The following is a 12,323-nucleotide window of genomic DNA, read 5'->3' as shown; positions in this document are numbered from 1 at the left end:
TGGGCGGGTCTCGACAGGCTCGACCGGCGGGGAGCCAGGCTCGACCGGCGGTCAGCCGCCCAGCAGCCCCAGGTAGCCGAGCGCCTGGCGCAGGAGCGCGCCGCGTCCGCCCTCCATCTCGGCGGCAACGGCGTCGGTCGCGGCCTCCGCGGGGGTGAACCAGGTGATCTCCAGCGCGTCCTGACGCGGGTGGCACTCGCCTGAGACCGGCACGACATACGCCAGCGCGACCGCGTGCTGACGCGGGTCGGAGAACTGCGAGGCGCCCGGGTAGGGGAAGTACTCGGTGACCGCGAACGGGACCGTGCTCACCGGCAGCACCGGGAACGCGGTGGGACCGAGGTCCTTCTCGAGGTGGCGCATGAGCGCGTCGCGGACCCGCTCGCCGTGCATCACGCGGCCGCTGACGAACGAGCGCGCGATCGTGCCGGTGTGCTGGGCGCCGCGCAGCAGCAGTCCGATCTCGGCGACGAGACCGTCGGGGTCCATGCGGACCGGGACCGCCTCGACGTACAGCATCGGGACGCGCTTGCGCGCCTCGTCGAGGTCGTCCTCGGAGAGCCAACCGGGATTGGGATCGGGCGTGCGTACCGTCATGGGCTCCATCCTTACCCATGGGGCCACAAGCGTGCGTACGGTGACGAGGTGGATGCCGTCGTTCGTCTTCGCACCGCGCCGGGGCGTTGGCTGCTGCTCGCGACCGTGCTCGGATCGAGCATGGCGATGCTCGACGGGACAGTCGTCAACGTCGCGCTGCCGACGATCGGCGAGGACCTGGACGCCGACGTCGGTGGTCTGCAGTGGGTGGTCAACGGCTACACCCTCGCGCTCGCCTCACTGATCCTGCTCGGTGGCGCGCTCGGCGACCGGTGGGGGAGGCGCCGCGTCTTCGTGATCGGGGTGATCTGGTTCGCGCTGGCGTCGCTGCTGTGCGGGATCGCGCCGAACGTCGAGATGCTGATCGCGGCGCGCCTCCTCCAAGGAGTCGGCGGCGCGCTGCTCACGCCCGGCAGCCTCGCCCTCATCTCGGCGTCGTTCGACCCCGAAGACCGCGGCGCGGCGATCGGCGCCTGGTCCGGGCTCGGCGGAGTGGCGACCGCGCTCGGCCCGCTGCTGGGCGGATGGCTCGTCGAGGCGGTGAGCTGGCGCGCGGTGTTCCTCCTCAACCTCCCGTTCGCGGTCGCGATCGTGTGGATCTGCGGGCGTCACGTGCCGGAGAGCCGAGACCCCGACGCGCCCGCGCGCTTCGACGTCCTCGGCGTGGTGCTCACCGCGGGCGGTCTGGCGGCGCTCACGTACGGGCTCATCGACTCGACCACGTGGATCGCGGTGGCAGGGCTCGTGGTGCTGCTGCTCTTCGTCGCGCAAGAGCACCGCAGCGCCAACCCGCTCGTGCCGCTCGGGCTGTTCGCCGACCGCGTGTTCGCGGGGGCCAACCTCGTGACGTTCGCCGTGTATGCGGCACTGGGCGCCGTCTTCTTCTTCCTCGTGGTGCAGCTGCAGGTCGTCGCGGGCTACTCGCCGCTGGCCGCCGGTGCCGCGACGCTGCCGGTGACCGTCCTCATGCTGCTCTTCTCGCCGGCGGCGGGACGTCTCGGGACGCGGATCGGCCCGCGGCTCCCGATGACGGTCGGGCCGCTGGTCGCGGCCGTCGGCCTGCTGCTCATGCTGCGCATCGGGGGCGACGCGTCGTACCTCGTCGACGTCCTCCCCGGGGTGGTCGTGTTCGGCGTCGGGCTGACGATCCTGGTGTCGCCGCTGACCACCGCCGTGCTCGCGGCCGCTCCGGACCACCTCGCCGGCACCGCGTCGGGAGTCAACAACGCGGTCGCGCGGACGGCGCAGCTGCTTGCCGTCGCGGCGCTGCCGCCGCTGGTCGGGATCGTCGGGGGAGCGCTGTCGGACCCGGTGCTCTTCGACGAGGGGTTCGACCAGGCGATGCTCGTGTGCGTCGGGCTGCTCATCGCAGGTGCGGCGCTGGCGTTCGCGATGATCCGCGACCGCCCGAGCACGCACGCGATCCCGGTCGAGCAGCAGGCGGGCTGCGACGTCTGCGGGCCGCGGCCGTACCCGGTGGCGTCGTCGCGAGGAGCGCGGCCCGAACGCTAGGGCCAGAGACAGGGGTCAGAGAGCCAGAGGACTCAGACGGAGGCGGTCTCCGGCGCGGATGGGGCCGGCGGGGCGCCGTGGCTCGAGGCGGTGGCCGACGTGGCGAGAGCGGCGTGCACCGCGCGCTGGAAGGCCAGCACGTTGTCGGGGACGCTGTGGAGGCAGTTGCGCCCGTACGCCACATCGGCGCACCACTCCCGCATCCGTGCTGCCGAGGCCGGATTGCGCGAGGTCTCGGCGAGCGCGAGGAGGTCGGCGCCTCCGAGCACGGTGAGCAGCGCCGCCTCGCGCGGACCGAGCACCGGGTCCGAGGCCGACGCAGGCGTGCCCGAGGACGTGGCCAGGATGCTCGTGAGGTCGGCGCGCGCCGCGTCCGCCATCGCCGGGGCGGTCATGTGCCAGCGCACCAGGATCTTGAGGACGAGCGTGCGGTGCTCGTCGCGGCGGACCAGCCCCCGCACGGCCATCGTGTCGAGGACGGTCTCGGACAGGCCCGGGGCGAGGACGTGGATCGCGTCGCGCACCTTGAGCGGGATCTGGCCGGTGAGTCGCGACAAGCCGCTCCCGAGGACGGGGTGGCTGGGGCCGGTGCTGACGAGCTGGATCACGCCGTCGGAGTCGAGGCTCAGAGGGCCGGCCTGAGCGAGGTCGAGCAGCAGTGCGCCGGCGAGCGCCTGCTCGACGGCGGATGGATTCGCGCGCATCCTCCCGCTCTCGGGATCGAGCGCGAGCAGGGTGAGTTCCTCGGCGACCAGCATGCGGCGAGGCTACTCGTGATCTTGCTCACAGACCAGGGTCTTAGGTCCTGTCCTGCCCCCACCGGCCGCGGTGGACCACCTCCGACAGGGGGCGGCGACCACGTGCACGGGAGCCCTCGACGTCGTCCTCCGCGCGGTACCCGACGGTGATCGCGCCCACCGGGTCGTACCCGTCGGGGACGCCGAAGACGGCCCGGAGCTCGGCGGTACGCGCCGGCGGGATGCCGAAGAAGCAGGCGCCGAGCCCCTCGTCGACGGCGGTGAGGAGGACGAGGAGCGAGGCCATGCCGGTGTCGACGTACCAGTACGGGGCAGCCCATCGCGACTCGTCGCGGTCGGTCCAGCCCTTGTCGGCCTCGGCGTACCGGTCGAGGTAGGCCTCCTTGTGCGCGAGCGGCACGATCACGACGGGGGCCGTGCGCATGCCGCGCAGCCACCGCGACGGCGAGGCAGCGCGCTCCGGCGGGGTCGTCGCCGACCAGAACCGCGCGACGTCCTCCGGGGTGTCGAGCACGAGGAACGCCCAGCCCTGGCTGAAGCCGGCGCTCGGTGCACGGGTCGCATGCTCCAGCATCCGGTCGACGACCTCGCGAGGCACCGGGCGGGAGTCGTACGAGCGGACCATCCGCCGGCGTCGTACGACCTCGCGGAGCTCCACGTCAGGCCCCGAGGTCGTCGCTGTCGATCGCGAAGTGGGCGTCGGCCGCCTCCGCCTCCTCGTCGTACCCGTCCATCGGCCTGCCGAGCCGGGCGCGAAGGTTGCGCCGCGAGATCAGCAGCAGGTCCCACGTGCCGGTGTCGACCATGTCGGGGTCGAGGTGCTCGAGCGCACGGATGCCGATGTTGAGCCAGCGCTCGGCCGCCAGCGGCTCGCCGGCCTCGTCGTACAGGTCGCCCATGTAGTGGGCCGACAGCGGAGTGATGTGGCCGGACTTGCGGTAGCGGTCGGCGTACGGCGCGGGGTCGAGGCCGCGGCTCAGCGCGGCGCCCACGCGCACGACGTCGGGATGGATCGCGGAGACGCCGGCGGCGGCGTCGGCCATCGCGAGGACCTCCTCCTGGCGGTCGAACGCGCCGGCGTAGCCGAGGTACTCCGAGGCCGCGACGAGCAGCGAACGCGGGTTGACGTCGTCGACGAGCTCGTACTCGTCGGACGTGGCGAACTCGATGAGCTTCTCCGCCTTGTCGCGCGCCGAGAGGTCGGACTCCTCGACGGCATCGGCCTCGTCCCGCGTGATGCGCATGGCGTCCAGTATCGCCTGCGGGCCGCGGCGGTCCCTGCACCGGCAGGGCAGGATGGCGCGCATGGAGGCGTCGGTGGTGGAGTCCGGTCCGGGGTGGGCTTTGTGGCGTGCCGAGGGCGGGACGTTCCTCGAGGTCGTCGACGACCTGGCGCGCGTGCTGCCGGAGGGCGTCGACGCCGCGACAGTGGGGGCGGCGTGGCCGCGCGGGCGCTGGACGTTCACCTTTACGGGCACCCCGGTGCCGTACGAGGCTCCGATGGGTGTGCGGGCCGACCCGCTCCTCACGGCCGCGATGACGGTGCTCGCGGCGGCCAAGCAGGCGCGGCTGCACGAGGCCAGAGCCACGTTCGGCGAGCTGCGTACGGACGTGCCCGCCGCCGGCGTCGCCGCCGCGACCGTGACGGCGGTCCTCGACGTACGGGCGTCGCGCGAGGCCGACCGCGATGCGCTCGTGGAGGCCGTACGGGCTCAGGCAGCCGCGCGTGCGGAGCGTGACCGTACGAGCGTCGAGGTCACGGCGGGTGACGTGACCGGCGCCGTGGCTCTCGACGCCGATGCGGTGGCGGCTCTCGTGGCGGCGCTCGGCGCACCCACGGTGAGCTCGCCCGGCGCTGACCGCGCCGCTGCCCTCGCGGTCCGTGGGGAGCGGGCGGTCGCGCTCGTTCTGCGCCACCGCGACGACACCCTCGTCCGCGCCGCACTCGCCGCCCTGCCGTGAGGCCCCGTCAGCGCTTCGGCGGGAGAGGGAGGAAGCCGGAAGTGCGGCGCATGTAGTCGCGGTAGGCGGGGCGCTGCGACATCCGGCGCTCGAGCACCCTCTTGCCGGACCCGAACGCCAGCAGGTAGACCATGAGCGCCGGCGCGAAGACGGTCAGCGCGCCCGGCCAGCGGTCGGCCGTCACGAGGAACAGCCCGACCCACACGCAGGCGTCGCCGAAGTAGTTCGGGTGCCGCGTCCAGGCCCACAGGCCGCGGTCCATCACCGGCGGGCGCGCATCCTTCGGCTGGGCCTTGTAGCGGTCGAGCTGCCAGTCGCCGACCGCCTCGAAGACCATCCCGATGCCCCAGACCGCGACACCCGCGTACGCCAGTGCGCCGAGCGGGGCGTCGAGGAACATCCCGACCTGGACGGGCGCCGAGATCACCCACGCGAGCACACCCTGCAAGCCGTACACGACGGCGACGATGCCGAGCTCGCCTCGGTCGCGCAGGAACTCCTCGTAGCGCGGATCCTCACCGGCCCCGCGGCTGCGCCGGCCGATGTGGACCGCGAGCCGCAGACCCCACACAAGCACCAGCACGAGGAGGAGCCAGCGGCGCGCATCGTCGCCGTGCCCCGCCGAGGCGACGAACGCGACCACCGCGACCGCGCAGAACAGCAGCCCCCACGCCACGTCGATGACGGCGTGCTTGCCGGCGACCTTCGACGCGAGGTACGTGACGGCGAGGACTGCGACGACGCCGAGCGCGGTCCACGGCAGCGCGCCCCAGAAGGCGCTGTCGAGGTGGGACGTCATGCGGCGGACCTCGTGACGAGCACCTGGTCGACCCCCATCCGGCCCTGCGCGAAGGCGAGTCCGCCGCCGACGAGATAGAGCCGCCACATCCGGGCCTGCTCCTCGCCGACGAGCGCGACCGCCTCGTCGAAGCGCTTCTCGTACGCCGCCTGCCAGTCGGCGACCGTACGGACGTAGTCCTCACGCATCGCCTCGACGTCGAGGATCTCGAATCCTGCCCGCTCGACGTACGCGAGTGTCTCCGGCAGCGGTCGCATGTGCATGTCGGGCGCGATGTAGGTCTCGATGAAGGGCCCTCCACCCGGTGCTGAGCCGGCGCGGCGCGACATCTGCTGGACGAGCACCCGGCCGCCCGGCCGGACGTGGTGGCGCAGGACGGAGAGGTACGTCGCATAGTTCTCCTCGCCGACGTGCTCGCCCATCTCGATCGAGGCCACGGCGTCGAAGCCGCGCCCGTCCGCCGTACGGTCGAGGGCGTCGAGCGCCCGGTAGTCCTGGCGCCGAACCTCGACGAGGTCGGCGAGGCCGCGCCGCTGTGCCTGCTCCGTGACGTACGCGTGCTGCTGCGCGGACAGCGTGATGCCGACGCCCCGGGCACCGCGGTGCTCGGCCGCGTGCAGCGCCAGCGAGCCCCAGCCGCACCCGACGTCGAGCAACGTCTGTCCCTCAGTGAGCCCGAGCTTGTCGCAGATCAGATCGAGCTTGGCGGTCTGCGCCTGCTCCAGGGTGACGTCGTCGGCGCGGTAGGAGGCGCTCGAGTACGCCATCGTCGGGTCGAGGAACAACGCGTAGAACGCGTTCGACAGGTCGTAGTGGGCGGCGATCACGTCGGCGTCGCGGCGGCGGGTGTGGCGTTCGCCGTCCAGCCGGATCTCGCCGGCTGGTGGACGTGGTCTGGGGCCGAAGGCGCCCAGGCGCAGCGCGGCCGGGAAGGCGCCCACCCACGTGCGCCAGCCCGGCCGCGTGGGCGCGGGACGGTCGGCGACGCCGTCCCACACTGTCCGCAGGCCGTCGGCGAGCGCGTCGGCCCCGCCCGGGACGTCGAGGTCGCCCGCGATGTAAGCCCGCGCGAGCCCGAGCTCGCCCGGAGACCAGAGGAGATGCCGCAAGGCACGGCGCGAACGGACGTCCAGCAGCGGCGCGTCGGACGGCCCCGCCGTGCTCCCGTCCCACGCCCGGACCCGGACGGGCGGTGAGGCGCCGAGAAAGGGGGTGACGAGGTCGAGGAGCCGGTGCGCGGCCCCGTACGGGGTGGTCTCGCTCATGCGGTCGGACCTTCCTGGGGATCGTCGGCCGGCTTCACCAGGCCGTACTGGACGACGTCGAGATAGCCGGAGCGGAAGCCGGCCTCGGAGTAGGCGAGGTAGAACGACCACATCCGCCGGAACACCGCATCGAACCCGAGCGCCGCCACGTCGTCGGCGCGTGCCTCGAAGCGGGCACGCCAGCGGCGCAGCGTCTCGGCGTAGTGCAAGCCCATCGAGAACGCCGAGTCGATGCGCAGCCCCGCCGCCTCGGTGCACTCCGCGACGACCTCTTTCGACGGGAGGGCGCCGCCCGGGAAGATGTAGGTGAGCACCCACGTGCCGGTGTCACGGCTGGCGAGCATTCGGTCGTGCGGCATCGTGATCGCCTGGAGCCCGACCCGCCCGCCGGGCGCGAGCAGGCGCGAGAGGGTCGCGAAGTACTCGTCCCAGTGCTCCGCGCCGACGGCCTCGATCATCTCGACGCTGGCGATCGCGTCGTAGCTGCCCTGGGTGTCGCGGTAGTCCTGCAGCAGCACCCGCACGCGGTCGCCGAGCCCGGCGTCCAGGAGGCGCCTGCGCGCGAGCGTCGCCTGCTCCTGCGACAGCGTGATCGTCGTGACCTCGGCGCCGCGGTCGGCCGCCTCGAGCGCGAGCTCGCCCCACCCGGTGCCGATCTCGAGGAGCCGCGTGCCCGGTCCGGCTCCGGCGAGGTCGAGCGCCCGGCCGACCTTGTGGCGCTGCGCGTCGGCGAGCGTCTCGGAGCCGAGATCGACAGGCTCGCCGAGCGCGTGGAGCGCGGGCTCCTCCGGGAAGAGGGCCGCGGAGTAGCTGAGGGTCGGGTCGAGGAAGGTGCGGAAGAGGTCGTTCGACAGGTCGTAGTGGTGCGCGATGTTCGCGCGCGACCCGTCACGCGTGTTGGCGTCGCCGCGGGGCCGGCGAGGCACCGCGAACCGTCGCAGGCGTTGGAGCGGACGCGGGACGAGCGTCGCCGCATGCTCCGCGAGCACCGTGAGGACTCCGGCGAGGTCGTCGGCCTCCCAGTCGCCCGCCATGTACGACTCCCCGAACCCGATCAGCCCGCGGGAGCCGAGCCGCTCGTGGAAGGCGTCAGGCCGGACGAGCCGGAGCTCAGGATCGTCCGGCCCGCCTGCGCCTCGTACCGTCCCGTCGGGCCAGCGCAGCCGAAGCGGGAGCCGTCGCGCGGCACCCGCGACGACCACGCGGGCCGCAACGGCGCGCAGGCGGCTCCGCGGGACCTCGGCGACGTACGGCCATCGCGCGGGATCGATGTCGACGTCGGCGCCGCCGAGGTGGTGGGTCGGGGCGAGTCGCAGTGTGGTCATGCGTGTCCTCCTCGAGGGAACGGGCGCAGGCCCTTGAGATAGAGGCGGATGCCGTGCCACCGGATCGCGGCGCTCACGCCGCGGGTGCGCCACGGTCGCAGCGGAGCACGCCAGAGCGACGCGTTAGCGCTGCGAGTGCCTGTCATGGTCGCGGTGAACGGCGGGTGGCCCGGCCGGTCGAGCGTGATGACGACGATCAGTGCGTCGTCGGGCTCGGGGACGCGCAGCGCATACCGGCCTTCGACCGGGTTGAACGGGGAGACGTAGAACGCCTTGTCGGTCTCGGCGCGGCCGTCGGCGTCGGGCTGGAGCAGATAGCAGTGGCGACCGCCGTAGGTGTTGCGCACCTCGGCGACGACGTGGCTGACCGCGTCGTCGGCCCCGTGGCACCAGAACACCGTCAGCGGGTCGAACGCGTGGCCGAGCATGCGCGGCTGCGCCAGCATCCTCACCCGAGCGGGCCGAGGAACACCGGACTCTGCGAGCCAGGAGTCGAGGTTCTCGCGGATCGTGCGCGCGGAGTCGCCGAGGTGGTCGGCGCTGTGGAAGCCGGTCAGCCAGCGCAGCCCACGTGGCAGCCGTGGCACCTCGTCGAGGTCGACGAGCCAGTACGCCTGCCGCGAGCGGAGCGCGTACCGGACGGGCCCGTGCCGCTGGTGTCGGACCACGACGTCGTAGCGCGCCGTCACCACCGCACCCCCAGGCTCTCGGCGGCCTGCACTCCCGAGCGGCAGCCGTCCTCGTGGAAGCCCCAGCCGTGGTAGGCGCCGGCGAAGGCGAGCACGCCGTCGTTCAGCGTGGGCAGCATCGGCTGAGTCCCGACGGACTCCGGGGTGAAGACCGGGTGTGCGTAGTCCATCCGAGCGAGGACGCGGTCCTCTGCGACCGCGCCGCCGTCGTCGTTGAGCGTGACGAACCATCGGGGCTCAGGATCGAGCCGCTGGAGGCGGTTCATGTCGTAGCTGACGCGGACCGCCGACGACCGGGCGTCGCAGGCAGGCATCCGGTAGTTCCAGGACGCAGCGGCGCGCGGGTGCCGCGGCATCACCCGGGTGTCGGTATGGAGCACGGTCGCGTTGCGCGAGTAGCGCCACGGGCCGAGCGCGGCGACCTGGTCCGGCGTCGGATCGGCGAGCAGGCGGAGCGCGTCGTCGGCGTGCGTCGCGACGACCGCGACGTCGAAACGGCGGTGGTCGCCGTCGGCGTCGTGGACGAGGACGCCGTCGTGCACGCGCGCCACCGCCCGTACGGGCAGGGACGTGTGGGTGGCGGTCAGCCCCTTCGAGAGCCGCTCGACGTATCGCGCCGACCCGCCGACGACCGTCCGCCACGGCGGTGAGCCGGAGACGGAGAGCATCCCGTGGTGGGCGAGGAACTGGAAGAGGTAGCGGGCGGGATAGGCGGCGGCGGTCTCGGCGTCGCACGACCACACCGCGGAGACGAGCGGGACCACGAAGTGCTGACGGGCGTAGGCGCTGAAGCGGTGGCGGTCGAGGAAGGCGCCGAGCGTGAGCCCGGTGTCGGCGCCGTCGTCGAGGTGGGCGCGCGCGGCACGGTGGAAGCGTGGGATGTCGGCAAGCATCCGCAGGTACGCGCCGCGGGCCAGGTGCCCCGCTGTCGGGAGCAGGCCCGGCAGGCCTCGTGCCCCTGCGTACTCCAGACCGCAGCCGTCGCAGCGGACGGACATGCTCATCTCGGAGGCCTGGGTCGCGACGCCGAGCTCATGGAAGAGCCGGACGAGGTGCGGGTAGGTCTGCTCGTTGTGCACGATGAAGCCGCTGTCGACGCCGACCGTACGGCCGTGCGCGTCGAGCAGGTCGTGCGTGTGGGCGTGGCCCCCCAGACGGTCGTCGGCCTCGTACACCGTGACGTCGCAGGCACGTTGGAGCAGGTACGCGGCCGTCAGGCCGGACACCCCCGCACCGATCACCGCCGCGCGGCGCCTCATCGGACCCCCCTGCGTCGTCCCATGCAGGTGGTTCGTCGCTCAGGCGCTCGAGGATGGGTCCCCGAGCGACTCTTCTGTGTCGTCGTGGTCGGCGAAGCCGCGCAGCAGGTCGATCGCCTCGGCGAGGAAGACGTGGATCTGGTCCGCGACCTCGTCGTCGAGCTCTCCGGTGAGGGAACGGATGGCCGTGATGAGCGGAGCGGCCGCGCGTGCGGCGTCGGTGTACGCCGAGTCGGTCGGGACCAGGCTCGTCCGGCGCTTGTCCGTCGGATGGGCGGCACGCTCCATGTGGCCCGACGAGACCAGGCGGTCGACGGCCACCGTCGCAGAGGCCGAGCGGATGCCGAGGTTGTGGGCGAGGTCGCCGACACCCATCGGGTCCGGGAGTGCCGCCATTGCGTGGTCGAGCGCCTGGGCGTCCGTGATGCCGATGCCGATGTCGGAGGCGAGGCGTGCATGGACCGACGGGGCGAGGCGGAGCAGCTCGCGCAGCTGCATCCCGACCTGGAAGCGGACGTCGTTCCGGTCGATGGGAGGCATGGGATCCACGGGCTCATGCTACGGGATGATACCCGTAGATTATCTATCTATCTATGGAAGGGCCGACTTTCCTGTCAGAGGTCATGCGGTGAGGACCGTGCTGTGCCACCCCTTGCGCGGCTCGCCGGTGAGGTCCTGCATCACGTGCTTGGCCTGGGTGTACTCGTCGAACGAGTAGGTGCTCATGTCCTTGCCGTAGCCGGACTGCTTATAGCCGCCGTGCGGCATCTCGGACACGATCGAGATGTGGTCGTTGATCCACACGCAGCCTGCCTGGATCTCGGCCGCCGCCCGCTGCGCGCGATAGACGTCGCGGGTCCACGCCGACGCGGCGAGCCCGTACGGAGTGTCGTTCGCCAGTCGGATCGCCTCGTCGTCGGAGTCGAAGGGGAGCGCGACCAGGACGGGGCCGAAGATCTCGTTCTGGACGGCCTCCGCGTCCTGCGGGAGCCCGGTCAGCAACGTCGGCTCGTAGTAGAAGCCCGGGCGGTCGGGCGCGCTGCCGCCGCACACCACGTCGGCGCCGGCGGCGCGGGCGCGCTCGACCATCGCGGCCACCTTGTCGCGGTGCGCCGCCGAGCTGAGCGCCCCGAGGTCGGTCGCAGGATCGGTCGGATCGCCGATCACGACCTTGCGCATCAGCTCCGCCACCCCGTTCACGAAGTCGTCGAAGCGGCTCGCGTGCACGTACGCCCGGGTAGCCGCCGTGCAGTCTTGACCGCCGTTGATGAGCGAGCCGGCGACGGCGCCTCTGACGGCGGCCTCGAGGTCGGCGTCGTCGAAGACCACGAACGGCGCCTTGCCGCCGAGCTCGAGGTGGACGCGCTTGACCGAGGCCGCAGCGGTCGTCGCGATCTGCTTGCCGACCGCGGTGGAGCCGGTGAACGAGACCATCCGGACGTCGGGGTGGCCGACGAGTGCGGTGCCCGTCGACCGGCCGGGACCGTTGACCACGTTGAAGACGCCGTCCGGGATCCCTGCCTCGGTTGCCGCGCGGGCGAACATCAGGGAGGTGAACGGCGTGATCTCGGCGGGCTTGAGCACGATCGTGTTTCCCGCGGCGATGGCGGGGAGGACTTTCCAGGCCGCCATCTGGAGCGGGTAGTTCCAAGGGGCGATCGAGCCGACGACGCCGAGCGACTCACGGCGGATCGACGACGCATGGTCGGGGGAGTAGCGACCGGTGGCCTTGCCTTCGAGGTTGCGCGCTGCGCCGGCGAAGAAGGCGGTGTTGTCGATGGTCCCGGGCACGTCGAACTCCGTCGACATCCGGATCGACTTGCCGGTCTGGAGGGTCTCGGCGGCGGCGAGCTCGCTCGCGATCTCCTCCAGGCGGGCCGCCAGGGCGTGCATCGCCGCGCTGCGCTCACCCGGCGTCGCGCCGGACCACTCGGGATACGCCTGCTCGGCCGCCGACACGGCGTCGTCGACGTCGGACTGCGTCGCCGACGCGAAGCTCCGGACCACCTCGCCGGTCGCCGGGTTCGTGACCACGACGTCCTCGGGTCCGGAGCCGTCGAGGAAGCGCCCTGCGACGTACTGGCCGGCGGGGATGCTGCGGGGATCGAAGGCGCGCGGTGCGGTCATGCGGCGATTCCAGCACGACATCCGGGCGCG

At 72.6% G+C, this 12,323-nt stretch carries 13 protein-coding genes; 2 read left to right on the top strand and 11 right to left on the bottom strand.

The window, feature by feature from the left end; translation table 11 throughout:
- Positions 1-51 precede the first annotated feature (51 nt).
- Complete coding sequence (locus H4N58_RS18530; protein ID WP_167006696.1) at positions 52-597, bottom strand: DUF4916 domain-containing protein; 546 nt, start codon at positions 595-597, stop codon at positions 52-54.
- A gap of 48 nt (positions 598-645) precedes the next feature.
- Between H4N58_RS18530 and H4N58_RS18525 the strand changes: the two genes are divergently transcribed.
- Positions 646-2,109 carry an MFS transporter gene (locus H4N58_RS18525; RefSeq protein WP_243845135.1) on the top strand — a complete coding sequence of 488 codons (1,464 nt, stop codon included), beginning with the start codon at positions 646-648 and terminating at the stop codon, positions 2,107-2,109.
- 32 nt (positions 2,110-2,141) lie between these two features.
- Here the strand turns inward: H4N58_RS18525 and H4N58_RS18520 are convergent, their stop codons facing one another.
- Genes H4N58_RS18520 through H4N58_RS18510 form a run of 3 tightly spaced genes read right to left on the bottom strand, consistent with a single transcriptional unit; the run spans position 2,142 to position 4,111 of the window.
- A complete protein-coding gene (locus tag H4N58_RS18520; protein WP_167006694.1) occupies positions 2,142-2,867 on the bottom strand; it encodes a GPP34 family phosphoprotein in 726 nt (241 codons plus the stop codon).
- Between the two features lie 40 nt (positions 2,868-2,907).
- Positions 2,908-3,525, bottom strand: coding sequence for a nitroreductase family protein (locus H4N58_RS18515; RefSeq protein WP_167006692.1), 618 nt, complete (start codon positions 3,523-3,525; stop codon positions 2,908-2,910).
- Position 3,526: 1 nt separating this feature from the next.
- Positions 3,527-4,111 carry a hypothetical protein gene (locus H4N58_RS18510; protein ID WP_167006689.1) on the bottom strand — a complete coding sequence of 195 codons (585 nt, stop codon included), beginning with the start codon at positions 4,109-4,111 and terminating at the stop codon, positions 3,527-3,529.
- A gap of 61 nt (positions 4,112-4,172) precedes the next feature.
- On the opposite strand from H4N58_RS18510, the gene H4N58_RS18505 reads away from it, so the two are divergent.
- Positions 4,173-4,829, top strand: coding sequence for a hypothetical protein (locus H4N58_RS18505; protein WP_167251294.1), 657 nt, complete (start codon positions 4,173-4,175; stop codon positions 4,827-4,829).
- A 7-nt stretch (positions 4,830-4,836) separates the two neighbouring features.
- On the opposite strand, the gene H4N58_RS18500 is transcribed toward H4N58_RS18505, so the two are convergent.
- The 7 genes from H4N58_RS18500 to H4N58_RS18470 form a co-directional block, all read right to left on the bottom strand.
- Complete coding sequence (locus H4N58_RS18500; protein WP_167251296.1) at positions 4,837-5,628, bottom strand: DUF1295 domain-containing protein; 792 nt, start codon at positions 5,626-5,628, stop codon at positions 4,837-4,839.
- Positions 5,625-6,893, bottom strand: coding sequence for a cyclopropane-fatty-acyl-phospholipid synthase family protein (locus H4N58_RS18495; protein ID WP_167251298.1), 1,269 nt, complete (start codon positions 6,891-6,893; stop codon positions 5,625-5,627). Before H4N58_RS18495 ends, H4N58_RS18500 begins: the two co-directional genes overlap by 4 nt.
- On the bottom strand, positions 6,890-8,218 hold the full coding sequence (locus tag H4N58_RS18490) for a cyclopropane-fatty-acyl-phospholipid synthase family protein (protein WP_167251300.1): 1,329 nt from the start codon (positions 8,216-8,218) through the stop codon (positions 6,890-6,892). The genes H4N58_RS18495 and H4N58_RS18490 overlap by 4 nt, the downstream gene beginning before the upstream one ends.
- Complete coding sequence (locus H4N58_RS18485) at positions 8,215-8,907, bottom strand: DUF1365 domain-containing protein (protein WP_208322926.1); 693 nt, start codon at positions 8,905-8,907, stop codon at positions 8,215-8,217. Before H4N58_RS18485 ends, H4N58_RS18490 begins: the two co-directional genes overlap by 4 nt.
- Positions 8,904-10,166, bottom strand: a complete 1,263-nt coding sequence (locus H4N58_RS18480) for an NAD(P)/FAD-dependent oxidoreductase (protein ID WP_167251304.1) — start codon at positions 10,164-10,166, stop codon at positions 8,904-8,906. The genes H4N58_RS18485 and H4N58_RS18480 overlap by 4 nt, the downstream gene beginning before the upstream one ends.
- Positions 10,167-10,205: 39 nt before the next feature.
- Complete coding sequence (locus H4N58_RS18475; protein WP_243843080.1) at positions 10,206-10,706, bottom strand: MarR family winged helix-turn-helix transcriptional regulator; 501 nt, start codon at positions 10,704-10,706, stop codon at positions 10,206-10,208.
- A gap of 81 nt (positions 10,707-10,787) precedes the next feature.
- Positions 10,788-12,293: a gamma-aminobutyraldehyde dehydrogenase gene (locus H4N58_RS18470; protein ID WP_167251306.1), complete on the bottom strand. Its 1,506-nt coding sequence runs from the start codon at positions 12,291-12,293 to the stop codon at positions 10,788-10,790.
- Between the last annotated feature and the right edge of the window lie 30 nt (positions 12,294-12,323).

It is taken from the genome of Mumia sp. ZJ1417, assembly GCF_014127285.1.
GTDB lineage: Bacteria > Actinomycetota > Actinomycetes > Propionibacteriales > Nocardioidaceae > Mumia.
The sequence above is the reverse complement of the archived record's forward strand: the minus strand, read 5'-3'. Positions and strand labels throughout refer to the sequence as shown.